Source organism: Marinococcus luteus (assembly GCF_034497705.1).
GTDB lineage: Bacteria > Bacillota > Bacilli > Bacillales > Marinococcaceae > Marinococcus > Marinococcus luteus_A.
This window is the reverse complement of record NZ_JAXRUV010000003.1, coordinates 174,818-193,627: the sequence shown is the minus strand read 5'-3', so window position 1 is coordinate 193,627 and position 18,810 is coordinate 174,818. Positions and strand designations below refer to the sequence as shown.

General features: G+C 46.1%; 21 protein-coding genes and 2 riboswitches. Of the genes, 9 read left to right on the top strand and 12 right to left on the bottom strand.

The features are described 5' to 3' along the window. Nucleotides 1–91 precede the first annotated feature (91 nt). The 4 genes from Q9M42_RS07255 to Q9M42_RS07240 form a co-directional block, all read right to left on the bottom strand. Nucleotides 92–496: an Asp23/Gls24 family envelope stress response protein gene (locus Q9M42_RS07255; protein WP_322525823.1), complete on the bottom strand. Its 405-nt coding sequence runs from the start codon at nt 494–496 to the stop codon at nt 92–94. A 30-nt stretch (nt 497–526) separates the two neighbouring features. After that, the gene (locus Q9M42_RS07250) at nt 527–910 is read right to left on the bottom strand and encodes a hypothetical protein (protein WP_322525822.1); all 384 of its coding nucleotides are present in this window, start codon (nt 908–910) and stop codon (nt 527–529) included. Between the two features lie 139 nt (nt 911–1,049). Next, nucleotides 1,050–1,607 carry an elongation factor P gene (gene efp / locus Q9M42_RS07245; protein WP_322525821.1) on the bottom strand — a complete coding sequence of 186 codons (558 nt, stop codon included), beginning with the start codon at nt 1,605–1,607 and terminating at the stop codon, nt 1,050–1,052. A gap of 74 nt (nt 1,608–1,681) precedes the next feature. Further along, nucleotides 1,682–2,752, bottom strand: coding sequence for a M24 family metallopeptidase (locus Q9M42_RS07240; protein ID WP_322525820.1), 1,071 nt, complete (start codon nt 2,750–2,752; stop codon nt 1,682–1,684). A 440-nt stretch (nt 2,753–3,192) separates the two neighbouring features. Between Q9M42_RS07240 and Q9M42_RS07235 the strand changes: the two genes are divergently transcribed. After that, the gene (locus Q9M42_RS07235) at nt 3,193–3,564 is read left to right on the top strand and encodes a hypothetical protein (protein ID WP_322525819.1); all 372 of its coding nucleotides are present in this window, start codon (nt 3,193–3,195) and stop codon (nt 3,562–3,564) included. A gap of 19 nt (nt 3,565–3,583) precedes the next feature. Here Q9M42_RS07235 and mntR read toward each other — a convergent pair whose 3' ends face one another. Next, a complete protein-coding gene (gene mntR, locus Q9M42_RS07230) occupies nt 3,584–4,000 on the bottom strand; it encodes a transcriptional regulator MntR (protein ID WP_322525818.1) in 417 nt (138 codons plus the stop codon). A gap of 235 nt (nt 4,001–4,235) precedes the next feature. Here mntR and dat point away from each other — a divergent pair, with 235 nt between their 5' ends. Next, nucleotides 4,236–5,111 carry a D-amino-acid transaminase gene (gene dat, locus Q9M42_RS07225; RefSeq protein ID WP_322525817.1) on the top strand — a complete coding sequence of 292 codons (876 nt, stop codon included), beginning with the start codon at nt 4,236–4,238 and terminating at the stop codon, nt 5,109–5,111. Nucleotides 5,112–5,188: 77 nt separating this feature from the next. On the opposite strand, the gene Q9M42_RS07220 is transcribed toward dat, so the two are convergent. Then, nucleotides 5,189–6,025, bottom strand: coding sequence for a lipoate--protein ligase family protein (locus Q9M42_RS07220; protein WP_322525816.1), 837 nt, complete (start codon nt 6,023–6,025; stop codon nt 5,189–5,191). A gap of 164 nt (nt 6,026–6,189) precedes the next feature. On the opposite strand from Q9M42_RS07220, the gene Q9M42_RS07215 reads away from it, so the two are divergent. Further along, nucleotides 6,190–6,582: a rhodanese-like domain-containing protein gene (locus Q9M42_RS07215; protein ID WP_022793593.1), complete on the top strand. Its 393-nt coding sequence runs from the start codon at nt 6,190–6,192 to the stop codon at nt 6,580–6,582. Nucleotides 6,583–6,651: 69 nt separating this feature from the next. Here the strand turns inward: Q9M42_RS07215 and gcvPB are convergent, their stop codons facing one another. From gcvPB to gcvT, 3 genes are read right to left on the bottom strand one after another with little or no spacing between them, the layout of a single operon-like run. Then, nucleotides 6,652–8,133, bottom strand: a complete 1,482-nt coding sequence (gene gcvPB, locus Q9M42_RS07210; RefSeq protein ID WP_322525815.1) for an aminomethyl-transferring glycine dehydrogenase subunit GcvPB — start codon at nt 8,131–8,133, stop codon at nt 6,652–6,654. Continuing rightward, entirely contained in the window at nt 8,120–9,481 is a 1,362-nt protein-coding gene (gene gcvPA / locus Q9M42_RS07205; RefSeq protein ID WP_322525814.1) for an aminomethyl-transferring glycine dehydrogenase subunit GcvPA, read from the bottom strand. The genes gcvPB and gcvPA overlap by 14 nt, the downstream gene beginning before the upstream one ends. A gap of 18 nt (nt 9,482–9,499) precedes the next feature. Then, complete coding sequence (gene gcvT, locus Q9M42_RS07200; protein WP_322525813.1) at nt 9,500–10,606, bottom strand: glycine cleavage system aminomethyltransferase GcvT; 1,107 nt, start codon at nt 10,604–10,606, stop codon at nt 9,500–9,502. Nucleotides 10,607–10,688: 82 nt separating this feature from the next. Next, nucleotides 10,689–10,776: riboswitch (glycine riboswitch) on the bottom strand. A 3-nt stretch (nt 10,777–10,779) separates the two neighbouring features. Further along, nucleotides 10,780–10,868: riboswitch (glycine riboswitch) on the bottom strand. Nucleotides 10,869–11,061: 193 nt separating this feature from the next. On the opposite strand from gcvT, the gene Q9M42_RS07195 reads away from it, so the two are divergent. Then, nucleotides 11,062–11,703, top strand: coding sequence for an MBL fold metallo-hydrolase (locus tag Q9M42_RS07195; RefSeq protein ID WP_322525812.1), 642 nt, complete (start codon nt 11,062–11,064; stop codon nt 11,701–11,703). A 101-nt stretch (nt 11,704–11,804) separates the two neighbouring features. On the opposite strand, the gene Q9M42_RS07190 is transcribed toward Q9M42_RS07195, so the two are convergent. After that, nucleotides 11,805–12,959, bottom strand: coding sequence for a CapA family protein (locus Q9M42_RS07190; protein WP_322525811.1), 1,155 nt, complete (start codon nt 12,957–12,959; stop codon nt 11,805–11,807). Nucleotides 12,960–13,054: 95 nt separating this feature from the next. Then, entirely contained in the window at nt 13,055–13,528 is a 474-nt protein-coding gene (locus tag Q9M42_RS07185; RefSeq protein WP_322525810.1) for a hypothetical protein, read from the bottom strand. A 157-nt stretch (nt 13,529–13,685) separates the two neighbouring features. Here Q9M42_RS07185 and Q9M42_RS07180 point away from each other — a divergent pair, with 157 nt between their 5' ends. From Q9M42_RS07180 to Q9M42_RS07165, 4 genes are all read left to right on the top strand, one after another. Further along, complete coding sequence (locus tag Q9M42_RS07180; protein WP_322525809.1) at nt 13,686–14,018, top strand: hypothetical protein; 333 nt, start codon at nt 13,686–13,688, stop codon at nt 14,016–14,018. Nucleotides 14,019–14,174: 156 nt separating this feature from the next. Beyond that, nucleotides 14,175–15,305, top strand: coding sequence for a 5-methyltetrahydropteroyltriglutamate--homocysteine S-methyltransferase (locus tag Q9M42_RS07175; protein ID WP_322525808.1), 1,131 nt, complete (start codon nt 14,175–14,177; stop codon nt 15,303–15,305). A gap of 158 nt (nt 15,306–15,463) precedes the next feature. After that, nucleotides 15,464–15,826, top strand: a complete 363-nt coding sequence (locus Q9M42_RS07170; RefSeq protein WP_322525807.1) for a DUF2513 domain-containing protein — start codon at nt 15,464–15,466, stop codon at nt 15,824–15,826. Nucleotides 15,827–16,342: 516 nt separating this feature from the next. After that, nucleotides 16,343–17,050: a 3D domain-containing protein gene (locus Q9M42_RS07165; RefSeq protein WP_322525806.1), complete on the top strand. Its 708-nt coding sequence runs from the start codon at nt 16,343–16,345 to the stop codon at nt 17,048–17,050. A 76-nt stretch (nt 17,051–17,126) separates the two neighbouring features. On the opposite strand, the gene cynS is transcribed toward Q9M42_RS07165, so the two are convergent. Next, the gene (gene cynS / locus Q9M42_RS07160) at nt 17,127–17,573 is read right to left on the bottom strand and encodes a cyanase (protein WP_322525805.1); all 447 of its coding nucleotides are present in this window, start codon (nt 17,571–17,573) and stop codon (nt 17,127–17,129) included. Nucleotides 17,574–17,957: 384 nt separating this feature from the next. Between cynS and Q9M42_RS07155 the strand changes: the two genes are divergently transcribed. Then, the gene (locus tag Q9M42_RS07155) at nt 17,958–18,809 is read left to right on the top strand and encodes a glycosyltransferase family 8 protein (protein WP_322525804.1); all 852 of its coding nucleotides are present in this window, start codon (nt 17,958–17,960) and stop codon (nt 18,807–18,809) included. Nucleotide 18,810 lies beyond the last annotated feature (1 nt).

Below are 18,810 nucleotides of genomic sequence, written 5' to 3'. Positions count from 1 at the left end.
GTTCTCCTTTTCTCCTATGTACCCGGAGCCGTATTCGTAAATGAAAGAAGGACGGCTGCCCCGAAAAACGGTTGCGGGAGAGCCCCCCTGTTCATTTTTCCTGTTCCTGTAACGGCTGCTCTGCTTCAGGGAACTGCAGGCCGATAATGTGTACGTTCACCGCATCGATGTGAATATCTGTCATCCCCCGTACGGTCTGCTGTATGTTTTCCTGTACCTGCTTAGCCGTGACGGGCACAGAGCTTCCGTAATGAATCAGCATACTGATCGTTACCACCGCACCGTTTTCGGTCAAGTCTATCTTCACACCTTTGCCGTATGATTTCCGACCGAGACGCTCGGCTACATCATCTGCGATGCTGCCCTGCAGGTCGTATACCCCTTCGACTTCGAGCGCGGCAATGCTTGCCACTACTTCAATCACGTCCCGGGCGATCTCAATATTTCCCAGGCTTTCTTTTTCTTCACCTATCGTAAGCAGCGTGTATTCGCTCACAGCGCTCCCCGCTTTCTATGCAGCATGATTTTATTCGTCCTGCTCCGCCTCTGCTTCTGCTCTTTCTTTTTCTTCCGCTTCTTTCTGCTTTTGTACGTATTCGTATTTATATTGGCGGAATACAGGATATTCAGAAAGATTATCAGGGATTTTTCCTTTTTCAAGCAGAATCAATTTGACAATATCCTTATTCCGGGCCATATGATACTTTTCTCCGTACTCGTTTTCTTCAGCAAACTGTTTAATGCTTTGGTAATCTTCTTCCTGAATCGATACCGTATATTCATGGCCGGGTTCTCCGTACTGGTGCTCAAACCCTATTTCAAATTCCACGATCTGTATTTGGTCACTTTTCATATTGCGGGTCTGTTCGAGTACCGCTTTTGCGCCTTCCGTTAAATCATTCCATTCCATATAATAGCCTCTCTTTCCGTATTACCGCTCAAAATTCCATTCCATTATATCACGGTGATTCTGCAATTTCACCGGTCCGAAGCCGCCTGCGTCTATTTGTTCAAGAAAAAACGGCCTCCCCTATGGCAGGCCGTTTATTTTAGGCACGGGAAGCGTATGCGCCGGTCCTTGTATCGACGACGATCCGTTCGCCTTCTTCGATGAAAATAGGGACCTGCAGACGATAGCCGGTCTCCACCACTGCCGGCTTGGATCCTCCGGACTGAGTGTTACCTTTAATACTTGGGTCTGTTTCTTTGACTTCAAGCTCTACCGTGTTAGGCACTTCCACACCAAGTGTTTCTGTCCCGTAACTGGTGATGGACACTTCCATGTTTTCTTTCAGAAAGTTTAATTCATACTTCAGCTGGTCGCTCGTCAATTCCATTTGGTCAAACGTCTCCATGTCCATAAATGTATGCACATCACCGCTCGCATACAAATACTGCATTTTCCGGCGTTCGATATGGGCATTATTTACTTTTTCACCAGCTCGGAATGTTTTTTCCTGAATGTTACCCGTACGCAGACTGCGGAGTTTGGAGCGGACAAATGCTGCCCCTTTTCCAGGCTTTACGTGCTGGAATTCGACCACTGTCCAGATATCGCCGTCTGTTTCAATGGTGAGTCCTGTTTTAAAATCGTTAACTGAAACCATAAACGTTCCTCCACTCTTCAATTGATCGATTATTACTATATCACAGCTGTGCGTTTTTTTATACGCGCTCCCGGTTAATTGCCGACAATCGTCAGCTCTTTTGCGGAGTAGCTGAGCTTCCGGACGCCTGATTCGGTAATAAGAACGTCATCTTCTATTCGAACGCCGCCAAGCTCCGGTACATAAATCCCCGGTTCAATGGTAATCACCATGCCCGGCTCGAGCTGCACATCGCTTTTCGGAGAAACTCCCGGCTGTTCATGCACTTCCATACCGAGTCCATGCCCGAGGCTATGGCCAAAGCGCTCGCCGAACCCTTCTTTATTAATATGCTCCCGCGCGATCGCATCTGCTTCTTTTCCCGTCATCCCCGGCCCAATCTGCTCCACGGCTTTCACCTGGGCTTCATATACAGTTTGATATATTTTTTTCAGGTCGTCATTCGGTTCACCGACAGCGAGGGTTCTTGTAATATCCGAGCAGTATCCGTCCACGTAAGCCCCAAAATCAAGCGTCACCAGCTCCCCATCCTCTATCACTTTATCGGAAGCGATACCGTGAGGAAGAGCGCCTCTCCACCCCGAAGCAACGATAATATCAAATGAAGATCCCGAGGCCCCGTTTTTTCTCATGTAAAATTCCAGCTCGTTACTTACATCGAGCTCGGTCATGTTCGGGGCGATAATCGATTTAATGTGTTCAAACGCATCCTCAGCAATATTGACCGCTGTCTGCAGCTTTTCCACTTCTTCTTTAGATTTGTACGCCCGCTGCTTTTCCACGATTCCCGATACCGGAGAAAGGGATACGCTTAATTTTTCTCTCATATCTTCAAACTGTTCATAGGTTACATGCTGTTTTTCAAATCCGATGGAGGTCACTTCTTCACTTTGGGCGATCTCTTCGACCATATCCCATGCCGAGCCCTTCTGCTCGACCACCTCGAAATCAAGAGCTTCATCATTAGCCTGCTCCACATAACGAAAATCCGTGATCAGCCGGGCCGATTTTTTTGTGATAACCAGCGTACCGGCCGAACCGGTAAAACCACTCACATAACGGCGATTGTAAGGGCTTTGGATCACTAGAGCGTCGAGCTTTTTATGTTCAAGGTCTTCCCGAATACGTGCTGTGATCTCTTGCATTACCGACACCTCTTTTTCGATTAACTTTGCTTCCCTGTTTATCGTAACACAACGCCCGGAAGGGAAACAGGCATTAGGAGGGTGAAGAGCTTCATTTATATATCACGTGTATTTTCGTTAGAATATGGGAATATTAATATTACCGTGAGAGAATGTTTAAAAGTAGCGCATTTCAAATCTTTATTGTAAAATTTAAGTACTATTTCTATTAACACTCTATCCCCTAACACCTTATGCCTCTGCAGAAAGTTTTACCGCCTCACCCAGCGGGTATGGAAGTAAATCTTCTCACAGGAAGCTGTTCGCTCCGCTAAGAAGGATATCAGGGTATTTGTAATTTTTACTATTTAATCCACTATACTATTTGATCAATTTTCGATAAAACTGTCCCTGCCCGCTGATAACGCATGAAAATTTTAACGAAACGAGAGGTGTGTTCCATGCAGCAAGCGCTGAAAAATCCCATTGCCACTGTTGTGCTGGGACTTGCCATTTTAGGGGTGGGTTACCGGCTCGTAACAGACCCGCTCGGTCTGCTTCTCTATCTTGTTATTGGTGCAGCTATCGCTGTTGGATTATATTTCCTTTTCACAAAAGTTATCATGAAACGTGCGATGATGAACCAATACCAAGCCGGCTCTAATGCTGCTTCGGGACGACCCGGGGCAACGAAAGGAACTCAGGCGAAAAATTTTAAACAGGCCCAGAAGCAGCAGAAGAAAAAATCCGCTAAAAACTCCAGTAAACGACGGAACGATGCAAACCTGAAAGTAATTCAGGGGAACAAAAACCGAAAAAAAGATCGGGCGTAAAATAAACGCCCGATCTTTTTTATTCGTACGAACGCTGAATGTCGCGCAGCGCCTGCACACGTTCATCATCCTCTTCAAAATACTGAAGAACATCTCCAATACGGTCAATCGCATCCCAGCTGAGATGATGTTCAATCCCTTCCACATCGGCATATATTTTGTCCTCTTCCACACCGATAATATGTAAAAACTTCTCAAGCAGCTCATGCCTGTAAACCAGACGCTTTCCTATTTTATTTCCTTTTGAAGTCAGCACAAGTCCCCGATACCGTTCATAAATCAGATATTCCATTTTATCGAGTTTTTGGACCATTTTTGTTACTGAGGAAGGATGCACTTCCAGCGTCTCTGCAATGTCCGAGACCCGCGCGTATCCTTTTGATTCAATTAGTTGATAAATCCGCTCTAAATAATCTTCCATACTAGGAGTCGGCATCGAGACCCTCCAATAAATATGATAAAAACCGTCACACAAAAAAATTGGCTTTCTTCATTTTAACGAAACTATTTCTAAAAAACAAACCTTCTTTTTCTTATTATTAACCCCTATTTTAAAATTGCCTCTGGGAAACTTTTTTGTTTTCTGAATAATTCTTTCCCATTTGAAGAGCTTTTCTTTTTTTCGCATCTGCAATCTTGTACAATATAAAGTATTGAAGGAGGCAGCATTCATGAGCTATGTGATGTATAACGAATCCATCATCCCAAAAGAGGAAGCCGCTATTTCATTTGAAGACCGCGGTTATTATTTCGGTGACGGTATTTATGAAGTGATCCGGGTATACAACGGAAAATTATTCCTCCAGGAAGGTCATCTTGAGCGTTTTCAGGACAGTGCTTCTAAACTTGACCTGACAGTTCCGTATTCTCCCGATACTATAAAATCGCTTCTCCGCCGGTTGATTGATAAAAACGGGCTCACCACGGGCTACATTTACTTTCAGCTCACCAGAGGTATCCAGGCCCGGGATCATTTGTATGAACGCGGCAATGCGCCTGTATTAACTGGTTTTACAAAAGCGGCTGAGGTGCCGTTTGCTAAGCAGGCCGACGGTATTAATGTGTATGCCGCTGAAGACATCCGCTGGCTTCGCTGTGACATAAAAACTATTAACCTGCTCGGAAACGTGCTCGCTAAACGGGCCGCGGAAGACCACCACTGCGCAGAGGCCCTCCAACACCGCGGGGACGTTATTACGGAAGGCTCTTCTACTAACGCCTTTATTGTTAAGAATGAAACGATTATTACCCATCCGCAGAGCAATTATATTCTCGAAGGTATCACTAAACGCTATGTGCTTCAGCTTGCAAAGCAGCTGAATATCCCCGTTGAACAACGTCCGTTTACTATCGGGGAGGCCCAGGAGGCTGACGAAATGTTTATGACAAGCACTTCGATTGAAATTGTGCCTGTGCGATCCATTCAGGGCTCATTTGAAGCCAGGTATGGAAATTCTCCAGTAACAAGAGAGCTGCTTGGAGAATTCCGCCGGGAGGTCGAACTATTCGAAGCAGGGGACACACAGCCGCTTGTCACCTATAATTGAGTATTTATATGCGTAATCAACAAAAGACCGCTCCGGAGCGGTCTTTTGTATTTTGATGCCGTTATTTATGCACTTTATCATCGCCTGAAATTCCATTCCTCTGACTGGTAGCGCTCTGCGGCCAGCTTCTGCACCTCTTGTTCCTGCGCAGTGGTCAGCTCATATTCTTCAAGGCCGGCATTCAGACCTTCGGCAAACCCTTCCTTAAATGCTTCGCGAAGATCGCCAAGGGTAAATGGTTTATCCGTCAGCTCATTAATTGCTACAGCTTTGTTTTTAAATGTTTTCTGCATTCTCTCCCGCACGCGCTCGCTCGGATATTTAAACAAATCGAACAATTTATCCTCATCAAGATCCAGTATAATCGAACCGTGCTGCAGGATAACGCCGCGCTGTCTCGTCTGGGCACTTCCGGCAATTTTCCGGTCCTCCACCACCAGCTCATACCACGACGAGGCATCAAAACAGTTAGCCGAACGGGGATTTTTCAAAGAATCTTCTTCTTCCTTCGTTTTCGGCACGGAAAAATAAGCATCCAGACCGAGCTTTAAAAATCCCTGCAGAATCCCTTCTGACAGCACGCGGTAGGCATCCGTCACCGTTTCCGGCATTTCCGGATGATCTTCTGACACGATGATGCTGTAGGTCAGCTCCTGATCATGCAGAACGGCCCGGCCTCCCGTCGGCCGGCGCACAAAACCTACGCCGTGCTTTTCCACTGCGTCCATATCAATATCTTTCTTCGCCTTTTGGAAGTAACCGACCGACAGCGTCGGCGGATTCCATCCGTAAAATCTGATCACCGGCGGAATCTGTCCTTCACTGTGCCATTGCAGCAGTTTTTCATCGAGCGCCATATTATAGGCCGGGGATTGGTTGCCTGAATCTATAAAAAGCCAAGTATCTTTTGCCATTAATGCTCATCTCTCTTTCTCGATTTTTCCCTTTCCATTGTAGCAGAGATCGCTGCTTTCCATATATAAAAATGACCGCCCGTTAATTAGAAATCTAGCAAAACAACAGGGTTATGCGTTATAATTAATTTGCAATCGACCTGGAAAGAGGTGAAATAATATATATGATATTTGAATGGTTATGGGTAGTGCTTATTGCGGTATTAGTTTTTCTTATTGTACGCCGATTTGTCGGCCCGAAGGACTTAACTGCATTACCACAGGAAGATTTTATTAAAGGCTATCGCAAAGCCCAGCTCATCGATGTGCGTGAGCCGAAGGAATATGACGGCGGCCACATCCTCGGGGCCCGGAACATTCCTGTTTCCCAGATGAAGCAGCGGATGGTGGAGATCCGGGAAGACCAGCCTGTTTATTTATACTGCCAATCCGGCATGCGTTCAAAGCAAGCTGCAAAATTGATCAAAAAGCATAAGGGAAACCGTGATATTTATCACCTCAAAGGCGGCTTCAAGCGCTGGACAGGTAAGATCAGCAAAAAGAAAAAAAGCGCATAATTAAAAGGAAGAGCGAAGATGCTCTTCCTTTTTTGTAATTTTTGAAGCCCGAAGACCTCATTGGCTTATTTATTTCATGGACTTGAGCGACGTTTCAGTATTATATGTCAGCACAGGTTTACGTGCCGCCAGCGTCTCATCCAGCCTTCCGACTACAGTAGTGTGAGGCGCTTCCTGCACCATTTCCGGATCTTCTTCTGCTTCTTTGGCAATTCCGATCATGGCGTCTGCGAACGCATCAAGCGTTTCTTTCGCTTCGGTTTCTGTCGGTTCGATCATCATGCACTCTTCGACGTTGATCGGAAAATAAATGGTCGGCGGATGGTAACCATAATCAAGCAGGCGTTTAGCCATATCGAGCGTACGTACGCCGAGCTTCTTCTGGCGGCGGCCCGAAATCACAAATTCGTGCTTGCAGTGACGGCCGTAGGGGAGGTCAAAATACGGCTCAAGCCGTCTCATTAGATAATTGGCGTTTAATACAGCATACTCTGATACTTTTTTAAGTCCCTCTGCACCCATCGTACGGATATACGTGTAGGCACGCACGTTGATGCCAAAATTACCGTAATACGGCTTCACGCGGCCGATGGAATACGGCCGGTCTTTATCCCAGTAGTACTTATCATTTTCTTTTGCAAGCACCGGCCCAGGCAGATAAGGAATCAGCTCTTTTTTCACGCCAACCGGTCCACTGCCGGGTCCTCCGCCTCCGTGAGGGCCGGTGAAAGTTTTATGCAGGTTCAGGTGAACGACATCAAATCCCATGTCCCCAGGTCTTGTGATGCCCATAATGGCATTGGAATTTGCCCCGTCATAATAGAGCCGGCCGCCAGCCTGATGGATTGTATCGGCCATTTCCATAATATCTTCCTCAAACAAACCGAGGGTGTTCGGATTCGTGAGCATAAGGGCAGCCGTTTTTTCGCCCGTTACTTCTTTTAGATGCTCAAGGTCCACCAGCCCGCGTGCATCGGTCCGGACCGTTACATGATCGAATCCTGCCACTGTTGCCGAAGCAGGGTTTGTTCCGTGCGCAGAGTCGGGCACGATCACCTCCGTACGTTCCGTTTCTCCATTCGCTTCGTGAAGCGCCCGTATCAGCATCAAGCCGGTCCACTCTCCCTGGGCACCGGCCGCCGGCTGCAGCGTCACTTCATCCATACCGGTTATTTCAGCAAGCGCCTGCTGAAGGTCGTACATCATTTCGAGATTCCCCTGCACCTGTGCTTCCGGCTGGTACGGATGCGTCGCGGCAAAACCGGCCATGCGAGCCGTTTCTTCATTGATTTTCGGATTGTATTTCATCGTGCAGGACCCGAGGGGGTAAAAGCCTGAATCCACTCCGTAATTTCGATTCGAAAGCGCCGTATAGTGGCGCATCAACTGCAGTTCAGATACTTCCGGCAGCGCCGGCTCTTCTTCCCGGATATTAGCCCCGGGCAAAATGTCACTCAGGCTTTGTTCAGGTATATTTGTCTCAGGAAGGGAATACGCCACCCTACCTGGTTTGCTTTGTTCGAAAATTAACGGCTGGTTAGGCTGTTTCATGTACAAGCACCTCCAAATGTTTGGCAAAGTTTTCCAGCTGTTCTCTTGTGCGAAGTTCGGTCACACATACGAGCATCTGCCCGTTTTTATCCGCTGAAACCTCGCTTAAATCATACCCGCCGATGATCCCCTGTCTGAATAGCTGTTCATTCACTTCTGCCACGGGACGACCGAGATCAACTACAAACTCATTAAACGATGGTGACTCATGGACAAGCTCGATGCCTTTTTGTTTGAGCAGCTGTTTAAAGAAATGAGCACTTTTAACATTTTGTTCGGCCGTTTCTTTCAGCCCTTTTTTACCGAGAGCCGTCATTGCGACAGAAGCAGCCAGCGCGTTCAGAGCCTGGTTTGAACAAATGTTGGATGTCGCTTTGTCCCGTCGGATATGCTGCTCTCTTGCCTGCAGCGTCAGTACATAACCCCGGCTTCCATCTTCATCCTCCGTCTGTCCGACAAGACGCCCGGGAACCTTCCGAATATGCTTTTTAGTGGTGGCAAAAAATCCGCAGTGAGGTCCGCCAAACTGCATTGGAATACCAAGCGGCTGAGCGTCTCCTGCCACAATATCCGCCCCGAAACGTCCCGGCGGCGTCAGGACGCCGAGCGCGAGGGGGTTTGCCGACACAATCATCAGCGAGTTTTCCTTATCGGCTGCCTGCCTTACAGCAGCTAAATCTTCAATAGTTCCGTAAAAGTTTGGGTACTGCACGATCACTCCTGCGGTATCAGCATCAATCATGTCTTCAAGCTTACCTATGTCGGTACGCCCCTCCTTTTCGGGAACGATTTTCACTGTAAGTCCGGGACCAGCAGCGTATGTTTTCAATACATCGAGCGCTTCAGGGTGAACGGTTCCAGAAACGACGATGGTACGGCGCTTTCCCCTGTTTTCACTTGCGGCCATCAGCGCTGCTTCTGCGAGCGCTGTCGGCCCGTCATACATAGACGAATTAGCGATATCCATTCCTGTAAGTTCACTGATCATCGTTTGAAATTCAAAGATTGCCTGCAGCTCGCCCTGCGAAATTTCCGGCTGGTACGGAGTATACGCCGTGTAAAATTCCGAGCGCCGGAGCACGTGATCGACGACTGTCGGTATATAATGCTCGTACACACCTGCCCCTAGATAGGAGACGCACTCCTGTACATTAGTATTTCTGTCGCTGAGGCGCTTCATTTCCTTTAGAAGGTCCGTTTCCCCAAGAGCTTTCGGCAGGTTCATTTCTCCGGAAAAGCGTATATTTTCCGGCACGTCCTCAAACAGTTCACCGACCGACTCCACGCCAATTGTTTTAAGCATTTCTTTTTTATCCTCGCCTGTTACCGGCAGATAGCGATAATCCATACCTGATGCCTCCTCTGTTTATTTTTCCCTTTTATAAAAAGGTACAGCTGCCACTTTTGCCCGCTTGGCTTTGCCCCGCACATCCACTTCGACAGCTTGACCGAGATTCGTCCATTCAATATTCAGAAGTGCAAGTCCCACGTTTGTTTTCAGCGTCGGCGACTGAGTACCTGTAGTTACCCAGCCGATTTCCTCCCCATCATCATTGTGTACCATATAACCTGGGCGGGGTATGGCTTTATCCACCATTTCGATCCCGACAAGCTTACGTTTTAAGCCCGTTTCTTTTTGTTTTTTTAAAGCTTCTTTACCAATAAAATCGTCCTCCTGCTTCAGCTTTACGCAAAATCCGATGCCTGCTTCAAGCGGTGTAATATCTGCGCTCAGCTCCTGACCGTAAAGCGGCAGCTTTGCTTCAAACCTCAAGGTATCCCGCGCGCCAAGACCGCACGGAATGAGTCCTTCTGCTTCTCCTGCTTCTATAATTGTCTCCCAGCAGCGGATGGCCTCTTCAGCCCGGCAATATAATTCAAAGCCGTCTTCTCCGGTATAGCCGGTTCTTGAGATGATAATGTTTTCCGCTTTTCCGACTGAAGCACCGGCAGCAAAACGAAATGGCAGAATCTCTGCAAGAGAAGCATCGGTTACTTTCTGCAGCGTCGTTTCTGCCGCCGGACCCTGTACAGCAATTAACGCTGTATCCTCCGAAATATCAGTAATACTTACATTTTTCGTTACGTGGCGGCGGAGCCATTCCAAATCTTTTTTAATATTGGATGCGTTTAAAACGAGCATGTATTTTTCCTTTTCGAGCTGGTACACGAGCAGATCATCAACCGTACCCCCATCTTCATAGCACATGGCGGTATAAAGCGCCTTTCCGGGTTCTGCATTTTTTATGTTGTTTGTGAGCATATACTGCAGAAATTCAGCAGCACCCTTTCCTTCTACGATCGCCTCGCCCATATGGGAAACGTCGAACAGACCAGCCTTAGTACGAACCGCCTCGTGTTCGTTTTTGATGCCAGAAAACTGAACAGCCATCTCCCACCCGCCAAAATCGACGGTTTTTGCTCCGTATTTCTCATACACAGGGTACAGGGGAGTTCGTTTTAATTCTGCCAAGAAAATCACCTCATTCATTATTTTCTGAAAAATCAAAACAGGAAAAAGCATAAAAAAGACAGAACTCCATAAACTATGGAAGCTCTGTCCTATAACCAGAAAGTTTCTCCTTTCCCTCGTACGGAAAGAGTGTCTTCGTGGGTGGCTTCTAAAAGAAGCGCTCTCCAGAGGAGCGTCCAGTAAGAGTCTGTTTGCCTGAGAGATTCACCTGTTACGGCTTGCTCCTTCGGCGCTGCCTGGCAGTCTCTCCCCTTACCATCATCCGCGCATTATATGTACACCTTTATTTGCTCATATTCTATCACTAATTCAGTTAAAAACCAATGCTGAAAAAAATTAATCCGAACATTCCTGAAAATTTCCCCATTATCATTCGTTCATCACTTTGGATCGGTTATTTCTTCTCACTGAAATATTGTTTATACTAAAATCAGCATAAAAATTGGAGGGAAACTATGAACTGGAAACAGCTTCCACTGGGACCACTGCAGACAAACTGCTATGTTCTGTACGATAATGATAAAAACGCCGTGATTATTGACCCGGCCGGAGATGCCGATAAACTGATCACCTATCTTCAGGAAAACGAGATGCGTCCTGTCGTCATTCTGTTAACCCATGCCCATTTTGATCATATCGGTGCGCTTGATGCCGTGCGGGAAGCCTACGATATCCCTGTTTATCTTCATGAGCAGGAAAGTGACTGGCCTGGGGATGCCCAAAAAAATGGATCCGGACGCATGATGCCGGAGGCTGCGTTTACTGCTAAGCCCGCGGATCATCTGCTGCAGTCTGAAGGAACGCTTCAATTCGGCGCCTTTGAATTCCAATGGCTTCATACGCCGGGCCATTCGCCGGGAAGTGTTTCCTACTGGCATAAAGAAACCAATACAGTCTTCTCCGGCGATGTATTGTTTTCAGGCGGTGTCGGCCGTACCGATCTCTACGGAGGCAACATGGATACGCTGTTAACCTCCATTCACGAGCAGCTGCTTGAGCTCCCGGAAAATACGGTAGTAGCCTGCGGCCACGGCCCCTTCACCGATATTGGAGCCGAAATGGACTCCAATCCGTTCATTAATGGGTTCGGCGCATAATAAGTAAAAAGACCTCTGTTTAAAATCAGAGGTCTTTTAGTATCTTGATAAAGTAATTGAAATTATTAAGGCTTCCCGCCGGGCTTCAGACGGTTAGTACCTTAATCGTTTTCTTCGATCCATTGGTACACATGCTCGCGCAGCTCCTCTTCGGTTTCACCGCCTTCAGCCGGATGGTCTGCTTCGGCCATCGGCTTTACAGTATACTGGTCTTCAGGACCTGGAACGACCTGGGTAAAATCAACGTTAGGCTTTGTAATCTTCACGTCTTCTCCGTCTTTTTCCACATCGAATGTAGCAATGCCGCCTGTATCGGTATGTTCTTGATCCTGCCCGGAATAGAAATTACCGAGAGAATAATAAACAAGCGTTTCATTTCCTCCTTCACCCTCCACCCATTCCATCGGCTGAAGCACGTGAGGATGATGACCGATGACTACGTCCACTTCCAGGTCTGCAAGAAATTGGGCCAATTCTTTCTGTTCTTCATTCGGAAGGCGTTCGTATTCATCCCCCCAGTGCATATTTACGACCACGGCGTCCGCTTCATCTCTCATCGCTTCGACGTCTTCCTGTATTTGTTCCTTGTCAATTTCCTGCACGACATATTCATGCCCCTCCGGCACCTCGATGCCGTTCAGGCCGTAAGTATAAGAGAGGAAGCCTACATCCACGTCTTTCACATCCACAATACGCTGCCGCTCTGCATCTTCTTCGTCCTTATAAACCCCTACGTAATCCATACCTGTCTGTTCATAATGATTAATCGCATTGTTTACAGCATCCATTCCGCGGTCAAGCGTATGGTTATTGGCCCCGGAGAGCATGTCCACTCCGGCATCCTGAAGGTCGTCTACGATTGCATATGGACTGTTAAAGGAAGGATAAGCTGATAAACCAAGCTCTTCGCCGCCGGGTATTGATTCCTGGTTCACAATCGTGTAATCCGGTTCTTCAAGCATCGGAGCAACTGCCTTCAGCGCCGGGGTGAAATCGTACTCCCCGTCTTCTTCCATTCTTTTATATACACGCCCGTGCAGCAAAACGTCTCCGGCCGCGCCAATCGTAACGCTTTCATCTTCCTGCTTCTGATTTTCAGAATCTTCTTTTGTCTGTGCTTCTGAATTTTCATTCTGCGCCTCTGAGTTTTCATTCTGTGTCCCAGAATTTTCATTTTCCCCGGTTGATTCCCCGGCACTGCTGCAGCCACTCAAAAGGAAAACCCCGCACGCTAATCCATAATAAAGTTTTCGCATGACGTCCTCTTTTCTTTTAAATAGAATTCCTAGTCTAAATATACTATAAGTTTACTAATATATTCATTGGAATTGAAGAGGTTTTCATGCATTTTCTATGACTGACGGGGCGAAATATTTTTTCTTCCACACAAAGCCAGCGCTCCCAGGACACCCGCAAGCGGCACAATCGCCCACCACTCCTGATAAAGCAGAGGGTACGAAAAATTCTTTGAGGTTAATGGGAATAAAAACTGGGTACCGTTTCCCAGAAAATCAATCAGCATAGAGCCGATGGCCAGCGTAAAAAATGCAGCTGCCCAGGCCTTTGGGAATCCTCCCCCGAGCACGCGGTGGACAACCGGGGCGAACGCTGCCGCAATAAATGGCATTGTCAGCAGCGTATGAAAAATATAGTTGCCAAACAGCTTCGGGATATCCGGTACAAGCACCATCACACCGAACGCCATCACCTTCAAGCGCCGCGAAACAGTTAAATTCCGACTTCCGTAAAATATATACATTACTGCTGCACCGGTTAGCAGGTGCAGTAGTGTACTCGGTACATGTTCAATCAAAATTTCAATCAAAGGCCGTTCCTTCTTTCTGCGGGAGATGATTATTTTATTCACGGTTTTCTTTTTTCATAAACTTCCTCCAAAGTGTTTTAAACAGTCGGGTTGAATGATACAGCTTCCGGGGTATGGAGAGAAAAGCAGCCAAACTATTGTCAGGAGGAATTTTATAATGACCCCCGTAGAAAAACCGTCTGCGCTAAACCGGGCGAGAAAGAAAAAAGCCCCCGCCATGAAGGCAGAAGGCGAGTTTGCCCGTCAGCTTAAAGCTATTCTCGTTTTTCAGCAAATCGATAAGCAGACTGCTGACAAAATGGACAACAGCTTCCGTCCCAAAAAAACGATTTATGCCCTCACCGGGGAAAAACTGAGTATGAAAGACATTGCATTTGTCATCAAATTGAAAGGCTTTAACGGCCTTTACCGTTTATTTTCCGCTTACAATGCTGTTTATCATACAAATGACCTCGGGGAGCCGGTAATTGTCTTTCAGCGGCGCCTTTAATGGACCGTGTACGAAAGAAGCCCCCATCCGCTTTTCATTTTCCTGGGGATACGTCCTGCTTCTGATGGTTTCTGTAGACAAACCGTCATCGGCTTCCATATACTATTAGTAGGAAAAACATACAGGTATTTTTGAATCATTACATATTACAGAGGAGTGGATGGTTTGACAAAAGCACCGTTTCGCGCAGAACACGTAGGAAGCTTTCTTCGTCCGGAGCGACTCAAAAAAGCCCGGCAGCAGTATACAAAGAGAGAATTAAGCGCTGAGGCGCTATGGGACATTGAAAATGAAGAAATTACTGCTCTTGTTGAAAAGCAAAAAGAAGCTGGTCTCCCGGTTGTTACAGATGGTGAATTCCGCCGAGCATGGTTCCATCTCGATTTTATGCAGGAGGTCGAAGGGGCAGAATTTATTAAATTGGACCACGGCCTTGTATTCAGCGATAATACAGAAACAAAAGCCGAAGGGGTTAAAGTTGTTAATAAATTAGCTTTTCGCGACCACCCTGTTGTCCGTGAGTACGAATTCCTGCACAGCCTGAAAGGGGGGCACGCCGCCCGCGTGACAGTTCCAAGTCCAAGCATGTTTATTTTCCGGACTGTAACCGAAGAAGAAAAAAATGTTTATCAGTCGGAAGCTGAGCTGTTTTCAGATCTCGTGCAGGTGTATAAGGATACGATACAGGCTCTTTATAAGGCTGGCTGCCGCCATCTTCAGTTTGATGATACGACCTGGTCTTTATTTCTCGGCGCTGAAAAGGACAAGGACCTCGTACTTTCCGGCGGCCTGCTTGAAGCACGCGGCCTGGACCCGAAAGAAACGCTGGACATGTTTGTAAACACCGTCAATGAAGCGATCGCTGATAAACCTGAAGATATGCGGATCTATATGCATGTCTGCCGCGGCAACTACAAGTCCACCTATGCATCCAGCGGCAGCTACGACGCCGTTTCAGAATATATGTTCAGCAAATTAAACGTCGACGCCCTCCTGCTGGAATTTGATGACGAGCGCTCCGGAGGCTTTGAACCATTAAAGTATGTGAACCGCAGCGATCTGCAGGTGGTTCTCGGTTTAATCACTTCGAAATTCCCTGAACTTGAAGATACGGATTTAATTAAATCCAGGCTGCAGGAAGCGGAAAAATATGTACCACTTGAACAACTTGGTTTAAGCCCTCAATGCGGCTTTGCTTCTACCGAAGAAGGCAATATTCTCACTGAAGAAGAGCAATGGGCGAAAGTGCGCCACGTCGTTTCTCTTGCCGAAGACGTCTGGAAATAAGCATTCGGAAAAAGAAGCCGGCGTTTCCCGGCTTCTTTTTTAACAGGGGCGTACGAGAATACTCCTTATCAAAACACCAGAGCAGGTAAATCTTTTCTGGCATTTAAGCCAGTCCCAATATTATAATTTCAGTAAGTATAAAAAAGGTGGAAGATAAAATGGTTATGGAACGAGACATGGAATCAATCAGGAAGCTTTTGATTGACCTGAAAGAGCAAAAGCCCGGCTTCAGCCTCACATCTAAAAACGAAGAAACCGATTACTACATGTATCTGCTCACCGACGGAGGCCTGATCGAGGCTACCCGACATAAAACCTTGAGTAAGCAGGTGACAAGCTACCATAATATTAAAATTACATTTGCCGGCCATGATTTCATTGACGTTGCCGAAGACGACAATATTTGGAACAAAACAAAGGAAAAAGCCATAGAAAAAGGATGGTCGATGTCCAATATTCCTCTAACTGTCCTGACAGATTTACTTAAAATCACCCTTTATCAGCATTTAAGCAACGACTGACGCACAACTAATATCTCACGATTTATTGTATTCCACATAGCTTTCTAAGAGCCTCCTGATAATTCAGGGGGTTTTTTGTTGTACTGCGGAGTGTTTTCTCCCCGCCCTGTTCCCCTTTTTCTTCTGCAGCATATTATGGCTTTACTGATTTTTATAGATTAGTTCATTCCTCACGAAACATCAAAATTAGGTTATTTTTCTCACGTTTTTCACTTGTAATATTACGTTCGTTTTTTCATTGAAATCTTAAATTAAATCGCCTTAAAACCTTAATTTAAAGGGATTTTATAAATATTACACATAATTTCTCATATATTTCACAAAGCTTAATCTTGTTACGTTTGCATTACATTCGTCCTATTCGCTTGAAAGTTCTTCTTCTTCAAGTTAAATTTACAAACGTGCGATAGGTTGTTTTCACATACGCATCCAATACTAATTTGTTTACGTTTATTCGCCCTTAATGCTAACTAAATAAAAAAATTTTTATACTCTCCGAGGAGGAATTTTTCAACCATGATGAAATCTACGAAAGCTTCACATTGGATCGGCGGCGCAGTTCTTGGTACAGCTTTAGCTTTTGCAGCACCAGCGGTAAGTGATGCATCAGACAGTCTGCTGGTCCAGGGAGACTCCAATGACTCTGTATCCGAAGCCCAATCTGTACTCGATGATAAAGGATATTATGATTATGAAGTAGACGGGATTTTTGGTTCGATTACGGCAGCAGCTGTCCGGGATTTCCAGGCTGATGAAGGCCTTACGGTCGACGGCATTATTGGCCCGAATACAAAAGCAGCGCTGTACGGAGAAAGCTCCAGCAGCTCCAGTGATAACGGTACTGAAGAAAGCTCTGAAGCGGACGACAGTGATAATGAAGCTGTAGAATCTGCCTCCACTTCCGAAAGCAGCAGCTCTGAAGATACCTCCGGCGGAGAGTCCATGACAGTCGAAGCCACTGCTTATACGGCAGACTGCGCAGGCTGCAGCGGCATTACAGCTACCGGTGTAAATTTAAATACCAACCGTTATGCGAAAGTAATAGCTGTAGACCCTGACGTTATTCCACTTGGCTCTGAAGTACAAATTGAAGGTATGGGTACTTATACGGCAGCGGATACCGGCGGAGCGATACACGGAAACCGTATTGACGTTCACGTTCCAAGTAAGTCCGAAGCTTATTCCTTCGGCCGTCGAAGCGTGGAAGTAACCGTAGTAGATTAATCTACTTATAAGCTTTTATAAATATAGAGCCGCCTCTCCATCAAATTGGAAAGGCGGCTCTATTGTATTTACTCGTTTACCACTTAGTATATGGAAGAAATTTGCCGTTCAACGTGACAACTACCCGGTCCCCTTTTGGGTCTTCCTCACGTTCTACATCCATTTTAAAGTCAATGGCGCTCATAATACCATCACCAAATTCCTCATGAATGATTTCCTTTAGTGTCGTTCCGTATACCTGAGTAATCTCATGAAAACGGTAAATAAGCGGATCTGTCGGAACGCCTTCGCTTAGAGAACCTTTGTACGGTACAGCCATCAGTTCATGCTTAATTTCTTCAAAAGGAACTTCGAGGTAGTTAATGAGCGCGTCTGCTTCTTTTTCGTCCATTGATGCCTGGCCCTGAATTACAGCAGCAACCCAGGTTTTATTGCGGCCTACGGCTTCCGCTAGATCCTGATAAGTAGCTCGCTTCCTGTTTTTTGCTTCTATCAGCTTAGCGGTGACTTCACTCATTTCCATTATTTTGTCCCCTTCCTTATTCTGTTCTCCTTCACTTTAACATGCAGCCATTCCCCTGATACATGATTTTTGCCATCTTCTTTTAGGCAACTTCCATTCAACCTGCTTTCACCCTAGTTCCAAAAGCTTATTTTTTGTTCATTCGCTGTTATTTTGTTTTAAAAAGATGCATGAAGGATATATGTATAGTTACCTGCATATTTTTATGCTGTTTTTTAAAGTGAATAAAATCCGCTTCAGCAGCAATGAGTTAGACCATTGGGAGCTAATCATAAGCTGAAAAGAAAAAGCCTGCCAGCTGATTCTTTTTAGTTCCAGGCATGCATCGGGTGCTTCTGTGACTAAAACAGATTATTACTATTACCCCACGAAGGAGTGCTTGTTATGTCTTATTCTTCTCCCTATATTGTTACGACTGTAGCTGACGCCAATTATGCGGAGCATACAGCCGTTTCCCTGACTTCGCTGCTTACGAACACAGCCAGGCCGGAAAGAATCGAATTTCATGTTATTGAAACCGGGTGGAGCAGCTATCAAAAGCAAATGCTCGAGCAGCTCGGAGCCCATTTTAAATCCCGTGTCGTTTTTCACGCCATCGACACAAACAAATATAAAAATCTTTTTCAGGCAAATCACAAATATTCCTATCATATTACCAATGCTGCTTATTACCGGTTGTCCATTCCGTACTTGTTTACGGATGTAGACAAAGTATTGTATATCGACTGTGATACTATCCTTCAGGAAGACATTACAATTTTATGGAAGATTCCTTTGCGGCGCCAGGTTATTGCCGCAGTAGAAAACTTCGGCGGATTTTACCGCAACGACGATTTATTCATGCCGCCGGATGCTAAGTATTTCAATTCCGGCGTTATGATGATTCAGGTACCGAATTGGAAAAAACAACAGGTGACTGACCAGGTCGTCCAGTTTATCCAAAAGCATGAGAGCCGGATGCTTTATCACGATCAGGACGGCTTAAACGCTGTGCTTTACAACCATTGGTTCGAGCTTCATCCTAAATGGAATACAATGACCGATATGTTTTTGAAGGCTGTGCCTGATACCCGTCAGGGGGAAAAGGTGATGAGCGCTGCCGAAAAGCCGGCGGTTATTCATTTTACCGGTCCGGAAAAACCCTGGCAGCCAAACACTAAACATCCTTTGAAGCATTTGTATCATGAATACGCTGCCCAAAAAGACGAAATTGTCGTAAAGCCTACTTCCCTTTAAT

Coding starts and splice junctions, on each gene's coding strand:
- Q9M42_RS07250 (WP_322525822.1), bottom strand. CDS start 910: ATGGAATGGAATGATTTAACGGAAGGCGCAAAAGCGGTACTCGAACAG.
- efp (WP_322525821.1), bottom strand. CDS start 1,607: ATGGTTTCAGTTAACGATTTTAAAACAGGACTCACCATTGAAACAGAC.
- Q9M42_RS07240 (WP_322525820.1), bottom strand. CDS start 2,752: ATGCAAGAGATCACAGCACGTATTCGGGAAGACCTTGAACATAAAAAG.
- Q9M42_RS07235 (WP_322525819.1), top strand. CDS start 3,193: ATGCAGCAAGCGCTGAAAAATCCCATTGCCACTGTTGTGCTGGGACTT.
- mntR (WP_322525818.1), bottom strand. CDS start 4,000: ATGCCGACTCCTAGTATGGAAGATTATTTAGAGCGGATTTATCAACTA.
- dat (WP_322525817.1), top strand. CDS start 4,236: ATGAGCTATGTGATGTATAACGAATCCATCATCCCAAAAGAGGAAGCC.
- Q9M42_RS07220 (WP_322525816.1), bottom strand. CDS start 6,025: ATGGCAAAAGATACTTGGCTTTTTATAGATTCAGGCAACCAATCCCCG.
- Q9M42_RS07215 (WP_022793593.1), top strand. CDS start 6,190: ATGATATTTGAATGGTTATGGGTAGTGCTTATTGCGGTATTAGTTTTT.
- gcvPB (WP_322525815.1), bottom strand. CDS start 8,133: ATGAAACAGCCTAACCAGCCGTTAATTTTCGAACAAAGCAAACCAGGT.
- gcvPA (WP_322525814.1), bottom strand. CDS start 9,481: ATGGATTATCGCTATCTGCCGGTAACAGGCGAGGATAAAAAAGAAATG.
- Q9M42_RS07195 (WP_322525812.1), top strand. CDS start 11,062: ATGAACTGGAAACAGCTTCCACTGGGACCACTGCAGACAAACTGCTAT.
- Q9M42_RS07190 (WP_322525811.1), bottom strand. CDS start 12,959: ATGCGAAAACTTTATTATGGATTAGCGTGCGGGGTTTTCCTTTTGAGT.
- Q9M42_RS07180 (WP_322525809.1), top strand. CDS start 13,686: ATGACCCCCGTAGAAAAACCGTCTGCGCTAAACCGGGCGAGAAAGAAA.
- Q9M42_RS07170 (WP_322525807.1), top strand. CDS start 15,464: ATGGTTATGGAACGAGACATGGAATCAATCAGGAAGCTTTTGATTGAC.
- Q9M42_RS07165 (WP_322525806.1), top strand. CDS start 16,343: ATGATGAAATCTACGAAAGCTTCACATTGGATCGGCGGCGCAGTTCTT.
- cynS (WP_322525805.1), bottom strand. CDS start 17,573: ATGGAAATGAGTGAAGTCACCGCTAAGCTGATAGAAGCAAAAAACAGG.
- Q9M42_RS07155 (WP_322525804.1), top strand. CDS start 17,958: ATGTCTTATTCTTCTCCCTATATTGTTACGACTGTAGCTGACGCCAAT.